The 15,833-nt window shown below is 62.8% G+C and carries 16 protein-coding genes and 1 tRNA gene; 8 read left to right on the forward strand and 9 right to left on the reverse strand.

Annotated elements, in window-relative coordinates; genetic code table 11:
* On the forward strand, positions 1 to 558 hold a 558-nt coding region (locus tag VMD50_RS21140), incomplete at its 5' end, for an AarF/UbiB family protein (RefSeq protein WP_325430376.1).
* Positions 559 to 583: 25 nt separating this feature from the next.
* Here VMD50_RS21140 and VMD50_RS21145 read toward each other — a convergent pair.
* The 5 genes from VMD50_RS21145 to VMD50_RS21165 form a co-directional block, all read right to left on the reverse strand.
* On the reverse strand, positions 584 to 841 hold the full coding sequence (locus VMD50_RS21145) for a hypothetical protein (RefSeq protein WP_325430377.1): 258 nt from the start codon (positions 839 to 841) through the stop codon (positions 584 to 586).
* A 285-nt stretch (positions 842 to 1,126) separates the two neighbouring features.
* On the reverse strand, positions 1,127 to 2,299 hold the full coding sequence (locus tag VMD50_RS21150) for a CaiB/BaiF CoA transferase family protein (protein ID WP_325430379.1): 1,173 nt from the start codon (positions 2,297 to 2,299) through the stop codon (positions 1,127 to 1,129).
* Between the two features lie 17 nt (positions 2,300 to 2,316).
* Positions 2,317 to 3,840: an aldehyde dehydrogenase family protein gene (locus VMD50_RS21155; RefSeq protein WP_325430381.1), complete on the reverse strand. Its 1,524-nt coding sequence runs from the start codon at positions 3,838 to 3,840 to the stop codon at positions 2,317 to 2,319.
* A 23-nt stretch (positions 3,841 to 3,863) separates the two neighbouring features.
* Positions 3,864 to 5,069 (reverse strand): amidohydrolase family protein, encoded by a 1,206-nt coding sequence (locus VMD50_RS21160; RefSeq protein WP_325430384.1) that lies wholly within the window; start codon positions 5,067 to 5,069, stop codon positions 3,864 to 3,866.
* A gap of 58 nt (positions 5,070 to 5,127) precedes the next feature.
* Positions 5,128 to 6,354 (reverse strand): cytochrome P450, encoded by a 1,227-nt coding sequence (locus VMD50_RS21165; protein ID WP_325430386.1) that lies wholly within the window; start codon positions 6,352 to 6,354, stop codon positions 5,128 to 5,130.
* 366 nt (positions 6,355 to 6,720) lie between these two features.
* Between VMD50_RS21165 and VMD50_RS21170 the strand changes: the two genes are divergently transcribed.
* The 6 genes from VMD50_RS21170 to VMD50_RS21195 all read left to right on the forward strand — a co-directional run bounded on the left by VMD50_RS21170 (position 6,721) and on the right by VMD50_RS21195 (position 12,223).
* Positions 6,721 to 7,410 (forward strand): TetR/AcrR family transcriptional regulator, encoded by a 690-nt coding sequence (locus tag VMD50_RS21170; protein WP_325430388.1) that lies wholly within the window; start codon positions 6,721 to 6,723, stop codon positions 7,408 to 7,410.
* A gap of 216 nt (positions 7,411 to 7,626) precedes the next feature.
* Positions 7,627 to 9,975 (forward strand): CaiB/BaiF CoA transferase family protein, encoded by a 2,349-nt coding sequence (locus tag VMD50_RS21175; RefSeq protein ID WP_325430390.1) that lies wholly within the window; start codon positions 7,627 to 7,629, stop codon positions 9,973 to 9,975.
* Positions 9,976 to 10,002: 27 nt separating this feature from the next.
* Positions 10,003 to 10,179 (forward strand): ferredoxin, encoded by a 177-nt coding sequence (locus tag VMD50_RS21180; RefSeq protein ID WP_325430407.1) that lies wholly within the window; start codon positions 10,003 to 10,005, stop codon positions 10,177 to 10,179.
* Positions 10,176 to 11,291, forward strand: a complete 1,116-nt coding sequence (locus VMD50_RS21185) for an NDMA-dependent alcohol dehydrogenase (protein ID WP_325430392.1) — start codon at positions 10,176 to 10,178, stop codon at positions 11,289 to 11,291. The genes VMD50_RS21180 and VMD50_RS21185 overlap by 4 nt, the downstream gene beginning before the upstream one ends.
* 78 nt (positions 11,292 to 11,369) lie before the next feature.
* The gene (locus VMD50_RS21190) at positions 11,370 to 11,783 is read left to right on the forward strand and encodes a limonene-1,2-epoxide hydrolase family protein (RefSeq protein WP_325430396.1); all 414 of its coding nucleotides are present in this window, start codon (positions 11,370 to 11,372) and stop codon (positions 11,781 to 11,783) included.
* A 44-nt stretch (positions 11,784 to 11,827) separates the two neighbouring features.
* On the forward strand, positions 11,828 to 12,223 hold the full coding sequence (locus VMD50_RS21195; protein WP_325430399.1) for a nitroreductase family deazaflavin-dependent oxidoreductase: 396 nt from the start codon (positions 11,828 to 11,830) through the stop codon (positions 12,221 to 12,223).
* Positions 12,224 to 12,269: 46 nt separating this feature from the next.
* Here VMD50_RS21195 and VMD50_RS21200 read toward each other — a convergent pair whose 3' ends face one another.
* The 3 genes from VMD50_RS21200 to VMD50_RS21210 form a co-directional block, all read right to left on the reverse strand.
* Positions 12,270 to 12,911, reverse strand: coding sequence for a TetR/AcrR family transcriptional regulator (locus VMD50_RS21200; protein ID WP_325430401.1), 642 nt, complete (start codon positions 12,909 to 12,911; stop codon positions 12,270 to 12,272).
* On the reverse strand, positions 12,904 to 14,157 hold the full coding sequence (locus VMD50_RS21205) for a cytochrome P450 (RefSeq protein WP_325430403.1): 1,254 nt from the start codon (positions 14,155 to 14,157) through the stop codon (positions 12,904 to 12,906). Before VMD50_RS21205 ends, VMD50_RS21200 begins: the two co-directional genes overlap by 8 nt.
* A gap of 394 nt (positions 14,158 to 14,551) precedes the next feature.
* Positions 14,552 to 14,625, reverse strand: a tRNA-Ile gene (locus VMD50_RS21210).
* A 708-nt stretch (positions 14,626 to 15,333) separates the two neighbouring features.
* Here VMD50_RS21210 and VMD50_RS21215 point away from each other — a divergent pair.
* Complete coding sequence (locus VMD50_RS21215) at positions 15,334 to 15,540, forward strand: hypothetical protein (protein WP_325430405.1); 207 nt, start codon at positions 15,334 to 15,336, stop codon at positions 15,538 to 15,540.
* 71 nt (positions 15,541 to 15,611) lie between these two features.
* Here the strand turns inward: VMD50_RS21215 and VMD50_RS21220 are convergent.
* Positions 15,612 to 15,833: carboxymuconolactone decarboxylase family protein (locus VMD50_RS21220; RefSeq protein WP_475448033.1), on the reverse strand; the 222-nt coding region annotated here is incomplete at its 5' end.

Genomic DNA, 15,833 nt, shown 5'->3' on the forward strand with positions numbered 1-15,833 from the left:
CACAAGCTCGCGGAGATCGCGCGCAAGATCGGCGCGCTCTACGGCACGATGATCTTCGAGCAGGGCTTCTTCCACGGCGATCCGCACCCCGGGAACCTGCTGATCCTGCCCGACGGCCGGATCGGCCTCCTCGACTTCGGCCTGGCCAAGGAGCTGCCGCCTGGCTTCGCGCGGCTCGTCGCGACGATGATGGTCTCTTCGATGATCGGCGACTCGCGTTCCGCGTTCTCCGCGGCCGAGCAGCTCGGCTTCGACGTCGCCTCGATGAAACCCGGGAACCTGCGCTCGCTAATGCTGATGACGGTCGGCGACAGCGACACCGAGGCTAGCTTCTTCGAGATCCTGGGCGCGACGAGCCTGCGCAAGATCCCGGAGGACTTCGCGCTCGTCGGGCGCACGCTGATCCTTCTGAACGGGCTCTCGCACCGGCTCGCGCCCGGGCGCCGGCTGATCCAGGCCGAGCTGCTCAAGCACCTCGCCGCGGGCGCGGCCCGGCCAGACGGCGACGAGCCGGTCCCATCCGCCAGCGCGGACAATTCGGCCCGCAAGCCCGCGTAGTCCTGAGGTTTGGCGGGGTATCCGATTAGGCGGCCACGGCGGCGGGCAGGAGCTTGCGGTGGGTGCGTGCGGCGAAGGTGTGCATGGTGCGGGCGCGGTCATCGTTGGCCACGATCATCCGAAAGTGCTGCGCGGCGGCGTATTTGGTGCCGCGGTGCATCTGGTGGATGCCTGTGTCGGTTTCGTGGTGTTGGTGGGCTTCGTTGGTGACAGCTGGGTAGATGGCGAGCACCTTTTGGACATTGCTCGGCAGCTGGAAGAAGGTCACGCGTGAGCTGGCCAAGGACCCGGCCTCATCCCGCAGGGGTGCGAGTAAGCGCGTCGAGGTCTCCGCGACGTGGGGCTGCGACGTGGGGCTCGAACCCGCCACCAACGGATTGCGAGTCCCTAGACAGTAAAATCTGGCGTTGCCAGTACGGTTCAGTACGCCCTCGGTACGGCGACGAATCGTCCCCGGTCGCCGGGGTGACGCCGAGGTGAGATGCGCGCAGGGCTGTTAGCTGCCGATCGGCCGATAAGACGCCGAACCTCCTCATATTTGAACCGTGGGTGGGGCATGCGCCGGTGTTCAGATTGCACCCGACGAACGAAGGCGCTCAATTCCGGCCGCGTCGTAGCCCGCCAGGGCGCCGAGTAACTCTTCAGTATGCTGCCCAACGTGCGGTGCCGCCGGCGGTGCAAATCCTTCGTCGGGTTTGGTCTTGATGCATGTTCCCATCATTCGTTGCGACGTCCCGTCCGGCTGAGCCTGCTCGTAGACGAGTCGGCGAGCCTTCGCGTGGTCGTCGTCGAACAGGTCTGCGCCCAAAAACGCTGGGGCGCCTGCGATATCGGCCGCAATGAAGAAGTCGGTCCATTCCTTGCGTGTGCGTTCCTTGAATATCGCCGTTAACTCCTCGCGCAGGCGGGCCTCTGCCTCGAGATCCTCCCCCGGCTTCTGGTGCCCCGGTTCGTAGAGATCCATCCGGCCGAGTGACTCGCAGAACCTTTGCCAGAACTTGTCCTCCAGGGCGTTGAACACCACGTAGTTGCCGTCGCTTGTTCGGTAGTACTGGTAGCGAAGCGAAGCGCGGATTCCCTCGCCGTAGGCCGGTTGACCGTTCGCCAGCGCCGTGAGGTGCTGAAAGTTCCAGTTGATCGCCGCGTCGACTTGCGCTACTTCGACGTACTGTGGCTTGCCGTCGCGCTCGGCGGCGTGTAGCGCGGCGAGTACGCCCATGGCTGCGTACAGCGGTCCCGCCAGAACCCCCGTCGTCCCTGTGGCCGCGCCCGAAAGGCGTGGCGTCCCATCCGCTTCGATGATCGGCGGACTCAAGCCGGCGAAACAGTCGAACGACAGCCCGTGCGTGGGTAATCGGGTGTAGGGCCCAAAGCTGCCCATGCCGTTGAGCACGCAGTAGACAACCGTCGGGTTGACGGCGACGATGTCGTCGTAGCTGAAGCCGAGCCGGTGCGCGGTTCCGTAACGCAGACCGTCGATCACCACCGCCGACGTCGCGGCCAGCCGGCGAAACGCCTCTTGACCCTCAGCCGTTTTCAGGTTTATCGCCACACTCTTCTTGCCGCGGTTCCAGTGCGAGTCCTGCAACTCACCGCCGGAAACCGCCGAACCGCGGAAACCACTGCCGCCGGGTGGTTCGACCTTGATCACCTCTGCGCCAAGGTCGGCCAGATGCCCGCCCAGTGCATCCGCGGAGAACAGTGACACCTCGAGGACCCGGACGTCCTTGAGAAGTTCCATCACGCGACCTTTCGCCGCTACATCATGGTGATTGATTTCAGCTCGGTGTATTCCTCGAAGCCCCAGCGCCCCTGCTCGCGGCCGAGTCCACTTTGTTTGAAGCCGCCGAATGGCCCCCCGCCGTTGAACATGCCACGCGCCGGCAACGACCAGCCGGGGCCCTGCCCATCGCCCGGATTGGCACCGAGGTCGGCACCGGGTGCGACAGTCTGCACCATGATGGTGCCGGTTCGGATCTGCCTCGCGACGTTGAAACCCCTTGCGGCGTTGCGGGTCATCACCAGACCTGCCAGACCGTAGATCGAGTCGTTCGCGATGCGGATGGCTTCGTCTTCGGAGCGATAGGTCATCACCGCCAGTACAGGGCCGAACACCTCTTCCTGGCATAAGCGCATGTCGCTGCGGCAGTCGACGAATGCCGTCGGTTCGTAGTAGAAGCCGCGTTCGAGATGTTCGGGACGTTTGCCACCGACCACCAGCCGCGCGCCTTCCTGCACCCCGGCCAGAACGAAGGACTCAACTCGTTGACGCTGCTGATCCCTGATGAGCGGACCGACGACAGTGGTGGGATCACGCGGGTCCCCGACCGTGATCATGGGAGCCATGGCTTTGAGGCCCTCGACATACGCTTCGAGCAGGTGCTCGGGCAACAGAAGTCGCGATGTGACGGTGCATGCCTGTCCGGCATGCATCAGCACCTGCCCGAAACCTATTCCCGCGACGTCACTTTCGGTGACGTCGTCGAGGACGATGTGCGCGCTCTTGCCGCCGAGTTCCAGCTGTGCGCGTTTCATCGTGGCCGCCGATAGTTCGCGGATGCGTCGACCGGTCGCCGTCGAACCCGTGAACCCGATCATGTCGACACCTCGGTGCGTACACAGCTCCTCCCCCACGTCCGCACCGCCCACGACGACGTTGAACACTCCGGGCGGGAGGCCCGCTTCCTCACCGACCTTGGCCAGCTCCAGGGCGTTCATCGGGGTCCACGGGTGGGGCTTGAGCACCACGGTGCAGCCGACGGCCAAGGCGGCCAGGCACTTCTGAATGTTGATCGAGAACGGAAAGTTGAACGGCGTGATGACTCCGACCACCCCGACCGGCTCGCGGACCACCGTCACGCCGCCCAGGCCGGTCGGCGAAACCGTGGGCCCGCCCGGTGTCTCCACCCACGTCACATCGTGTTCGACGAACTCGCCGTAGTAGTGGGCGGCCTCGATCGCGCCCCCAACCTGAATGAGGTCGGTGATGAAGCCGGTCGAGCCGATCTCGGCGACGACCAGCTCTCGAAGTTCCGCTTTGCGCTCATCGAGGATTTCAGCGAATCGCTTGATGATCTTTGCCCGTTCCCGAACGGACATCCACGGCCACGGGCCTTCGTCAAAAGCCCGCCGGGCGGCCTCGATCGCCATGGCCGCCTGCTTGGGTCCCCCGTCGACGACTCGTCCGATCAACTCCTCGGTCGCCGGATCGATGACGTCGATGGTGCCGAGGGCGTTGTCGCTCAACCACTTACCGTCGATGAAGCTCTGGTACTCCCGCATCAAACGAGTCCGTCAGCCGTTGACTACGTCAGCGTCGGACACGGGGCGGGCTCAAAGTCGAAGACCCGGCGGGCATTACCTTGCAGAATTTTGTACTTGTCGAGGTCGGACCGGCCGTCGAGTGCCTTATGTGCGGCCTGGAGCGAGTTGGGCCAGAGGCTGTCGGTGTGCGGATAATCCGTTTCGATCATCACATTGTCGACACCGATGAAGTCGAGATTCGCAGCCCCGAAGTCGTCCTCGATGAAGCACCCGTACATGTGGTCGCGGAAGAGCTGGCGCGGAGACTCGGGGAAAATGTCCGGGTCGGTGGGTACAGGGGTCAGACGCATCGTGGCCGGGTCAACAGCCCAGTTGTTGGCGCGCAGGTATTGGTAATCGGCGGCGACATGTTCAGCACGCTCGATGAGGTATGGGATCCAGCCGATGCCGCCCTCGGCCAGCACGATTTTCAGATCGGGGTACTTCTGCAGCTTGCCCGAGAACAGCCAGTCGGTGGTTGAGTTCGCCAGATTGAGGTTGATGTTGACCGCCTGAACCCCGAAAGGCGCGTCAGGTGATGTGTTCGGGCTGACCGAGGAAGATCCGATGTGTGTGCACAGCGGCATCTTCGTCTCGTTCACCACCGCGAAGAAATCGTCCCAAGCTCCCGAGTGGATGGACGGAAATCCCAGCGGGTGCACGTTCTCCGAGAAGGCAATGGCTTTCGCGCCCTTGCCGGCGCACCGTAGCGTCTCCTCGACGGCCAGTCGGGTATCCCACAGCGGAATGATTACCATCGGGATGTAACGACCGGGCGCCGCCGCGCACCACTCATCGATGACGAAGTCGTTGTAGGCGCGCACGCACTTGAGACCTAGGTCGCGGTCACCGAGGTGGGCGAACATCTGACCGCAGAACCGGGGGAAGAACGGAAAGTTCAATCCCGCGATCACATGATCCTCGTCCATGTCGGGGATGCGGGCCACCGGGTCGAAGTACCCACGGGGCATCTCGTCGTAATTCACTGGCAGCGGGGAATACTCGGCCGGCCTTTGGTGAGCCGCGACCAAGATGCCCATCACCGACGCGCGCGCTTGGTCGTAGATCCACGTGTCGACGCCGTCGATGCGCTCGACGTGTGGCACCCGATCGCGGTCGGCGGTCGACGCGCGGTCGACCCAGAGGTTCGGTGGCTCGATGATGTGGTCATCGACGGAGATCATCCATTGAAGATCTTGCTTGTCCACGGGTTCCTCCCTGATTTCGCTATTGCGCTGTCTGCGAGCTGATATGGGCGGTCGCCCCTCATTGGGCGATGCGGACTCCCGGCGTGAAGACGACGGGCAGGGCGCGGTAGCCCCGAGTGACCGAGTTCCCGTGAAAATCAACTTTTGCCCCGAGGGGGATGGCGTAGTCGGGTATCCGATTCAGGGTCTGTTCGACGCCCACCCGAAACTCGAGCCGGGCGAGATTGGAGCCTAGGCAGCGATGGACGCCGGCTCCGAATCCCAGGTGGCGATTTGTCTGCCTGTCGAGAATGCACTTGTCCGGCTCGTCGAACTCGCGCGCGTCGCGGTTGGCGGCCGCGTAGTTCACGACGACCGTCTGACCGGGACGGAACTTCTGGCCGCTTAGTTCAACCCCTTCCGCGACTGAGCGATGCAGCCCGTGGACCGAACCGGCGAACCGGATAAATTCCTCTATCGCCGTGGGCATCAACTCGGCATCGCGTACAAGTCGGTCGCGCTCGGACGCATGGGTGCCCAGATAGAAGAAGGCGAACGACATTGCACTAGAGGTTGTTTCGAGCCCCGCCTGCACCAGCAGCATCACATTCGCGACAACGTCGTCGAAGCTCAATTTCTCGCCGTCGACCTCGGCGGCGAGCAACACATCGATCAGGTCGTCACGCGGCGGTTCACCGCGACGCTTGTCGATCTCCTCGCGCACGCGGAGGTACAGATTCGTCATCGAACCGTTCCGGACCTCTTCGCTCTCACCGTTGATCGCGAGGTCAGCTGTCTCGATGTAGAGCGGCACGTCCTCAACGGGCATGCCGAGTAGATACCGGAAGAACACGATCCCGGGTTGCTGCCATGCGACGTCGGCGAGATCACCGCCGCCCAATTCGATGAAGTTGTCGATCAACCCATCGGTGACCGCGCGCACCTGGGGCTCCAGCTCCTTCATCCGGCCCGGGGAAAAATATGGGTTGAGAACCTTGCGAAGCTGTTGCTGCCGTGGAGGATCCAAGGTGATCACGATGTCGCCAAACGACATCGGGTTGCCCTCCAGCCCCAGGGGCTTGCTGGAGAAGCTGCGCCAGTCACGCAAGATCTCGTAGCAGTCGTCGTAGCGGGTGGCGACCCACGCGCCCCCCGGCGTAGGGCCCAGGAAAGGGACGTCCTGGTGACTGAACGGCCCGCTCTCCCGCATCACCGCGTAGACCTTGTACAGGAATTCTTGGTCGTTGAAATCTTCGTGACGAAGATCGAGGTTCCGGGCGTGTTCCTCCGGTGATTTGCTCACCATGGGTATTCCTTTCCGCCCCCGCACGCCGGCATGCCGAGCTCGGGACAACGACGGCGGTCAGCCTGGCCAGACAGCATCCACCGAGGGGCCGTCCACATTCCAGCTACACCGCAAACATGCCACCGTCCATGTGCCATCTGCGCCGGCCCTCGGATTTCTCGCACACGCCGAAATTTGCTTTGGCAGCACAGTAAGTCGTCGGCTGCGGGGAGTCAAGTCGCACTCGATAACTACCTGAGCCCAATTGCGACCGCGCGCCGCATTGCCCTGCGAACAAAAGGATGAGCCCGAAGAAGCCTGGGTGGCGTGGGACGGCACGCGTGCGAGCTTCCTCTAAGTCGACGGGTGCTCGCTACAGTATGTGTGATGACCACAGGCGCGCGGCGGCGAGTTCGCGACAAGGACGGCAAACAACGAGCCCTCCTTGAAGCGGCTGCCGAGGTCTTTGCCGAAGCGGGATATGCGGCCGCGGCGACAAAGGAGATCGCTCGTCGCGCCGACTGCTCGGAGGCAATGCTGTTCCACTACTTCGGGGACAAGCGAGGCATCTTCGAGCAAGTCGTTTCTCGACAGATCGCGGACCTCGTCAGTGAGGCCGAGGAGCAAGTCGTGGCGGCGCTGCCTGCGCGCTTCGAGGACTATATCGAGCAGCTCTTCTTTGCGAGACTAAGGATCGATGACCGGGACAGCGGTGTTCCCGGCTGGGACATTTCCGGTCGGGCGTTGTCAGATCCGGACTTCTCGCTGCGCGTGCTGCAACCCAATCACGCACGCCGTACCTCCGTTATTGCCGAAGGCGTTCGCCACTACCAAGCCGCGGGGCAGATCAGGGCCGACGTCGACGCCGACCTGTTCGCCGAGCTGCTGGCCAACTTCATCATCTTCACAACGAGCCTCGGACCACGCTGGTTTGGTACGGGCGAGTCAGACATCCGCGCGCAGATCGAACTGGGTTCGCAGATCCTCGCCAAAGGCGTAAGCACATCAACTGGGGCGCCGCCCGCCAAGCGAGGCGGGCAGGTCCGACGGGCCCCGAAGGTCCGCGCGGCCGACTAGAAGATCCGCCGGACTCAACCGCGGCCATAGTTATCGAGTCACACTTGACACCCTGGCTTTCCCGTCGCTAGCGTCGTTGCCAGCCAGGCCGCAGCCATGCGGATGCAGAGCACCCGGCTCGATCGGCACGAGCGTGAGGACAGAAGGTGGCGTGTGTGCACTCATCGGTGCGAGTAACTCACTCCCGAAAACATTGACGCGCAAAGCCGCAAGGCGATGAACGCTCTGCGTGGGGTTCGCGTTGTCGAGTGGGCGACGGAGATCACCGGTCCGTACTGCACCAAGTTGTTCGCCGACCTGGGAGCAGAGGTCATCAAGATTGAATCCCCAGACGGGGATCCGTTCCGCCGCAGAACGTTTGGCGATCGAAGCGAGGCCGGCGCGCTGTTCAAATTCTTGAACGCCGGCAAGCGTTCAGTCGTTGGCACTTCACTGCCCGAGCTGGAGCCGCTGATCGTTTCCGCCGACGTGTTCGTCGATTCTCTCGGCCCTGGGGCACTCGACCGCGAGGCCCTGCTACGGCGTGCGCCACACCTGGTGATCATGGCGTTGTCTCCGTACGGGTTGACCGGACCGTACCGGGGCCGACCCTCAACGGAGTTCACGATCCAGGCCGAGAGCGGAACCCTGGCGTTGCGAGGTCGTCCGGACCAACCGCCCATTCAAGCGGGTGGTCGGGTCTTCGAATGGGTGATGGCCAGTTATGCCGCCGTCGGGGCGCTTGGCGCATTGCGTCGCGCTCAACTCGGCGGCGCGGGTGAAATCGTTGACTGCTCGTTGTTGGAGACTTGTCACCTCAGCGCCAGCGGATTCGCCGACCTCTACCACGAGTTGGCCGGCCGTCCCCCGTTGACGGTGCCGGCCCGACAGGTTGAAATCCCTTCCATCGAACCGACCGCAGACGGATGGGTGGGCTTCAACACCAATACCCGCCAACAATTCGAGTCGTTCCTGGCGATGATCGGCCGACTCGACCTGCTCGACGAGGACCAAGCCTGGGCAGTCGCCACGACCCGGTGGGAACGCCGGGAGGAGTGGAATCAGATTGTGCGGGAATGGACGACGCAACGTTCCACTGACGAGATCGTCGCGTTGGCCTCCGATCTGCGGATCCCCGTGTCGCCGGTCAACAATGGCCAGACCGTGTTGGACCACCCGCAGTTCGCGGCGCGCGGCGTGTGGGGCACGTACGCCGATGGCAGCTTCACCCACCCGTTGGCGCCCTACCAGATCAATGGCCTACGACCCGCCCCAACCGCCGGTGCTCCCCCGCTCGGCGAAATGGCAACAGTGCCCGTCCACAGCAGGATTGCGGCCGCTGCCGATCGTGCGCCGGGACTTCCGCTGGAGGGCGTACGAATCCTCGACGCGACTGCTTGGTGGGCTGGCCCCTCCTCCACCCACGTGCTTGCCGCACTGGGGGCCGAGGTAATTCACCTGGAATCGATCCGTCACCCCGACGGCGCACGGATGGCGGCCGCGGCGTTCGCCAATCAGCCTGAGTGGTGGGAAAGGTCCGGGATGTACCTGGCGACCAACACGAACAAGCGCGGACTCACCCTCGACCTGTCCTCGCCCGAAGGGCGGGAGCTGTTCTTCCGACTTGTGGAGTGCTCCGACATCCTCGTTGAAAACTTTTCGCCCCGCGTCTTCGACAATTTCGGCATCACGTGGGAAACCGTCAGTGAGCTCAACCCTCGAATAGTCATGGTTCGAATGCCCGCGTTCGGGCTCGTCGGACCATGGCGCAACAACGTGGGCTTCGCGCAGACGATGGAACAGATGACCGGGATGGCGTGGGTGACCGGCCATGAATACGACCAGCCGCGAATCCCCCGCGGCCCATGTGACCCACTGGCGGGAATGCATTCCGCATTCGCCATGATCGCGGGCCTCCGGCGACGCGACGAGACCCGCCAAGGGTCCGTGATCGAAGTGTCGATGGTTGAGGCCGCGCTCAACGCGGCCGCCGAGCAGGTTGTGGAATTCACCGCCTGTGGCAACCTGATATCGCGACTGGGAAATCGCAGCCGTGACGCCGCCCCACAAGGGCTCTATCAATGCGCGGGGACCGAGCGCTGGCTGGCGATTTCGGTCGCCACGGATGAGCAGTGGCGCCTGCTGAAGTCGGCTCTGGGTGAACCGGATTGGGCGAATGACCCCGGGTTGGACACCCACGACGGGCGGGTGCGGGCACATGATGTGATCGATAAGCATCTCGAGCAGTGGGCTGGCGGCCACGATTCCTCGACCGCCGCAGAATTTCTCGTTGAATATGGTGTTCCGGCTGCGGATTTGGTAGACGCCAGGGTCGGTTCGATGCACCCTCAGCTGGCCGCTCGAGGCTTTTTCGAAGGCCTCGACCATCCCATCGTGGGACCGCATCACGTGCCGGCGATTCCCTTCAAGTACCGCAGCGTGGACAAGTGGTATCGGTCATCGGCGCCGACGTTGGGGCAGCACAACGCGAGCATTATCGGCGACCTACTCGGCATCGACGCCGCATCGATTGCAGCGCTCACAGAAGAAGGAGTCATCGGGGACCGACCGAGCGGATTGGACTGAACAATGAAGCTTCATGTCGTCAGGGAAATGTGCCAAGGCCACAGCCGTTGTTACGCAACATATCCCGAATTGTTCGACATCGACGACGAAGGGACCGCCTTCGTCACAATGGAGCATATTCCTCCCGGATGGGAAGACCGGGCGCACAACGCGATCGCGAACTGCCCCGAACGTGCCATACATATCGTCAAGGAGTCGCCATGAAGACCAAGGGAGCAGTTCTGTGGGGGCTGAACGAGAAGTGGTCTGTGGAAGAGATCGAACTCGATCCGCCGCAGGAAGGCGAGCTACTCGTCGAGTTCGAAGCCACCGGTCTATGCCATTCGGACCACCACATCCGCACCGGCGACATGTTCGGGGTGAGCTTTCCCTTGATCGGTGGACACGAAGGGGCGGGCGTCGTTCAAGAGGTTGGTCCGGGAGTGCGCGATGTGGCGGTGGGAGACCACGTGGTCACATCTTTCCTGCCGGCGTGCGGTCGCTGCCGCTGGTGCGCCACGGGCCGTCAAAACCTCTGCGATTACGGGGCGATCATCCTAGCGGGAGTTCAGGCCGACGGCACCTTCCGGCGCCGAGCCAGAGGACGGGGCATCGGAGCCCTCTCAGGCGTAGGCAGTTTCGCGCAATGGGGCGTGTTGTCGGAAGCCTCAGTGGTCAAGATCGACAACGATGTACCGCTATCACGCGCATGTCTTCTCGGCTGCGGCGTAACCACCGGCTGGGGTTCGGCCGTCAATACCGCGAACATCAGTCCCGGCGACGTGGTACTCGTGATTGGCTGCGGAGGGATCGGCAGCGGTGCCATTCAGGGCGCGCGGCTGGCGGGAGCGGAGCAAATCGTCGTGGTCGATATTGAGCCGAGCAAGCGCGACAAGGCGTTTCAGTTCGGGGCCACTCACTTTGCCACGTCGATGGAGGTCGCAACCCAGTTAGTTGGCGAGATTACGCGTGGAGTCATGGCCGACTCGGCCATCCTCACGCCAGGTGTGCTCGAAGGCGCGATGATCAACGACGCACTCAACGCGGTGCGGAAGGGCGGTGCCGTGGTGGTCACCGCCCTGGCATCGATGTCCGACGTGACGCCGACGCTGCCGCTGACGTTGTTCACGCTGTTCCAAAAACGCCTCCTGGGCAGCCTGTACGGCGAAGCCAACCCCCGCGCCGACATCCCTCGACTTATCAGCTTGTATCGAAGCGGCAAGCTGTTGCTCGACGAAACCGTCACCACCGAGTACAAGCTCGACGACATCAACGAGGCCTACGACGACATGCTCGCCGGCCGCAACATTCGCGGGGTGATCATCCACGAGCACTGAGTCTTTAGGAAGGCGGATCCGCATCATCTTCCAGCCCGCGCAAGTTGATTCACCTACTCGCCGTGAAGGGATTCACTCATGTCTTCGCCAGCCGATGTCGTCCGCCACTTCTGCGCCTTAATGGAGCAACGGGACGCCGAATCGTTGCGTCCCCTGCTTGCCGAAGGGGCCGTCTATCAGAACGTGGGAATGCCCGCCTTCACCGGATCAGACGCCATCGTGGAGAACATGGCCGCCCAATTCGCGACGTTCCCGGACGCCTACGCCTTCGAGATCGTCAACCTCGCCAGCGAGGGTTCCGTGGTGCTCACCGAACGCCTGGACTACATCCAGACTCCGGATGGACGCAAGCCGGCCATCCCCGTAATGGGGACCTTCGTAGTCGATGACGACGGGAGGATCACACGCTGGACCGACTACTTCGACCTGAACCTGACGATCAAGCTGCTTCAAGGCGAGGACATCAGCGCCCTGGTGCCCGCGAGCGCATGAGTTGGCACATCATTGATTTCGAGCTCGGCTGGGAATGAAAGACTATGCGGGCGCCAAGGGCCGTCGCAAAGTTCAATCGTCGAGTCACCAACCTAGCGGCTCGGTCGATCACGCCGTGGCTTCCGGGCCAAGGGACACTCGAACATATCGGACGCAAATCAGGCAGGCGTTATCGAACGCCGCTGTTGGTTTTCCCCACCCGCGACGGCTTCGTCGTTCTGATCGGGTACGGGTTGAAATCGGACTGGGTGAAGAATGTTTTGGCCGGTGGACAGGCGGTATTGCACAGGCGCGGCAGGAGTATCGCGCTGGTCAATCCTCGCCTTGTGAGTAAGGCCGAGGGCGCAGCGATCGTTACGGGGCCATCAGGGATGTTCTACCGCCTGTTTCCGTACAACGAAGCCGCGCTGGTGTTGACCAAAGTCGATTGCACGCAGTGACTTTCGGCTAGAACGACAGCGAAGCGCGTCTTTGTCGTCCCATGTGTCAGGCCGATGGTGCGTGTCGTTCGTGGATTGAGAGCGAAGTCATCCGTGGATAGAGGATCGCGGGACCGAGCCATCGAGTAATGAAGCGGCGTAGTTCGATTCCCTCCCGGGGTGGCTGTACGGGATCGGTCAGGATGGACTGCACTGTGCGCAGGGTCATTTCGGCGAGTTCGCTGAGCGCGGTGCCGTCGTAACCGTGAAGTCTCCAATCCACATCGAAGCGGTGGAAGACAGACAAACAGATTGTGATGGCCGTGTCAGACGTCAGCGAGGTGGCGGCTTCGCCCTCGTGCCGCCGGGTCAGCAGATTTTCCAGCTGTGGATCACCGGCGAGATTGTCGATTCCAAACGACACGCTTTCGACGATTGCGGTGACTGGGTCGTTGAGTCCGCGGACGTGTTCCGCAACCTGGTCGATGAATCCGTCGACCGCACGCATTGCGCTGGCGATGAGCAGCGCGTCGGCATTGGGGAAGTAGCGGTACACGGTCTGGCGAGTGACTCCGAGTTTCCGGGCGACGTCGGCCAGGCGTATCGCTGGCCCGTGTTCGGCGACCACATCGGCCACCGCATTCAGAATGCGGTCGATTGCCTCCTCGTCCGAGGCGGGCGTAGATCCTGCCCAGCCGCGACTACGCATCCGCTGCCACAAGCCTTTCGGCCTCGAACTCGATCTCGAGTGTTGTGGGGCCGCTCATTCCCAGCAGGGATTTCCACGGGGCCGAACCGACGCGATGGGGCGCACGGAGACGTCTTGTGAGGATTGTCAGTGCTTCTGCCAACTCCCGGCGTGCGAGGTTCGCCCCCAGGCAGTAGTGGGCACCACCGCCGAAGGTCAGAATTGCGGGCAAGTCCTTGCGCGAGATGTCGAAGCGATCTGCATCGTCATAGATCGCTGGATCACGATTGGCTGCAAAGGTATTCACAACTACGAAAGTCCCTGCCGGGAACATGTAGCCGGCGAATTCGGCATCCTCGGTTGCGGCGCGCGGCGCGATACAGACCGCCGGCGAGTGGCGCATGCTCTCCTCGACCGCCTGCATCGCCAGTTGTGGTTGGTCGCCCAGCTTCGCCCATTGATCCGGATGCTCGCAAAGCACCTGCACCGACGCGGCGAGCTGATTTCGCGTCGTATCCGTTCCCGCCATCAAGAAGCCCGCCACCAGCATGCGGAGTTCGTCGAGGTTCAGCCGGTCCCCGTCGCTTTCGGCGCGTATGAGCTCGGAGAGCAGGTCATCGGTCAGGTTGTTTCGGCGGACGGCGACCATATCGTCGACGTACGCGTCGAGTTCGCCCCACGCCCGCATGATCTCGGCTTCGTCGAAGGTGGCGTCGGTCTGCAAACTGAAAGCTTTGAAGATGTGGTCAGTCCATTGTGCGAACAGCTGCCAGTCCTCGCGAGGCGCGCCGATCAGCGCGCACATGATCGGGGTGGGGTACGGGCGCGCGATATCGGTCACGACGTCGCACCGTCCGGCGTCTACTACCCGATCGATCAGGCCATTCACCACCTCGTGGATCGTGTCTTGAAGAGACGCTGTCGCGCGGGGAGTGAATGCTTTCGACACCAGTTTGCGTAAGCGAGTATGTGGCGCGCCCTCGAGACCTAGGAGGCTGCTCATTAATTTGTCGTATAACGGGCCCGAGGTGATGCCCTGCGCCGCCAGCGTGATGCCGGGCGGCATGCGGAACCTGTTGTCGCGCAGGATATCTCTAGCCAACTCGTAGGACAGGATTTCCGGGCCAAGGGGCCCGATGGCGATCGGTGCGCAGGATTGCGCCCTTCGGACATCTTCGAGGATGTCGTGCGGAGTGGCCATGAGGCTGTAATTGAACGTAGGGAGGCCAGCGTCGAGGACGTTGGGAGCGGTGCTGTTCACGTTCATCGATGTCTCAACTTCCGTTGGCGCCCTGACGACGGGCGATCTGACGGACATGTATGACCCGAGCGTATGACCAGACCCGAAGAGGCGTCAAGGCAAGACTGCGTATTGCCAGCTAAACGAGCCGACCGCTTGCTTCAATCATACGTCTTATCTAGTTACGTTTGACCATCCGCACGGTTGGTCAACGGATTCGATCTCCATGCACTGCTCAAAATCAGCCAGTGGTGGGAGTCGGACTGCTGTGACCCGTCTCAGCCGAGGTTGCAGGTAACAGGGGTGTGCTCGGCGACGCTCAACTCCCTCATCTAGGGAGTGTCAAGGATCAACCGAAACACTCTCAGACATCAACCGAACCGAAATGTCACGCATCAGCCGAGGTCATACACGGTCTGAGTGGGGCGGGCGGGGCTCGAACCCGCGACCAACGGATTATGAGTCCGCGGCTCTAACCAACTGAGCTACCGCCCCAGCGCTGCTTGCTACCTTGCCACTTCCGCAGTGCTCAGGAGGACCTTACCGAAGGCGACGGCGAGTCCTGTGCGGAACCGGGTCGCGGCCGGCGGCAAGCCGCCGCGCTTCGCCGCGCGGCCGTCTCATCGCCTGAACCGGGCCGAGAATCCTCACAATTGCGCGCGTCGGCTCGGGCGCGAAAGCGGCGAAGATGCCGGAGGCCGCTTTGACGAAACCCACTTGACACCCAAATTGCGAAACACACGCGTGGAACTTCTTTCATCCAGCCCGTAAAGCAGAGGATGAACGAAATGAGTTGCGACGAGCCACTTCTGTGGTCGTCGCTGGATAGACACCCGGGCATTCGGGCCCACGCATCGCGTTTTCCCGCGCACTCTAAATGGGTTGCATGTCCGGGCGTTGCTGCCAAAGTATGGCTGGTCGCCCGCACGTTCGTGCCGCCGTAGGGATGTGCGCCAACCGGTCAATGCCCTGGGGTCGATGGTTTACCGATCGCGTTGTCGCACGGGGGAATTGGCGGGCAACAATGCACGTTTCCGCCGAAGTCGCGGACGTTTTGAACCGTGAACCGGCCGAAACAAAACGTATTCTTCTTTTACCTTCTCGTAACCTTCCTCGCTGGTTTCGCGGGAATTGGCGGCGCACACTGCTGCCTTAATACGCGCGTATTACCAAAGAGAAAACAGTTGCTGAAAGGAAGTAACGATGGGTAGAACAACCGTGCACCGTCGCCGGCCCCCTGATGTGCGTTTCGTGCTCGCAGCACTCGCGATTGCGGGCATGGCCGCCGCGCCGGTGCTGGCGTTCACCGAGGCCATCCACCCGGCGAACACGACGGTGAGCGCCGATCCCACCGACGTCGACTACAACTACGTTCCCGACGGCGGTGCCGGTGGCGGAGGCGGCGGCTAATCCGCGTCGCTAACCGACCGAGGTGCCGCACCGAGCGCATAGCCGGCGCGGCACCTTGGCACACGCCGCCATCAGCTGAACACCGTCTGACCGTCGGCATCGAGCAGGTAACGCTCGGTGCCCTCCTCGACCCGCGGGGCGTCGGCCCCCAGCGACACGGCGACCTTGTTGCTGGCGTTGCGCATGACGTCGAAGGTGAGCTCGATGGCCTCCGCCTCGGAGAAGCCGGAGCGCACCTCGGCGGCAACGTCGGCGACGAGGTGCGCAGGGGTCCAAATTAACCCATCGGTGTA

This window comes from Mycobacterium sp. (assembly GCF_035506235.1).
GTDB lineage: Bacteria > Actinomycetota > Actinomycetes > Mycobacteriales > Mycobacteriaceae > Mycobacterium.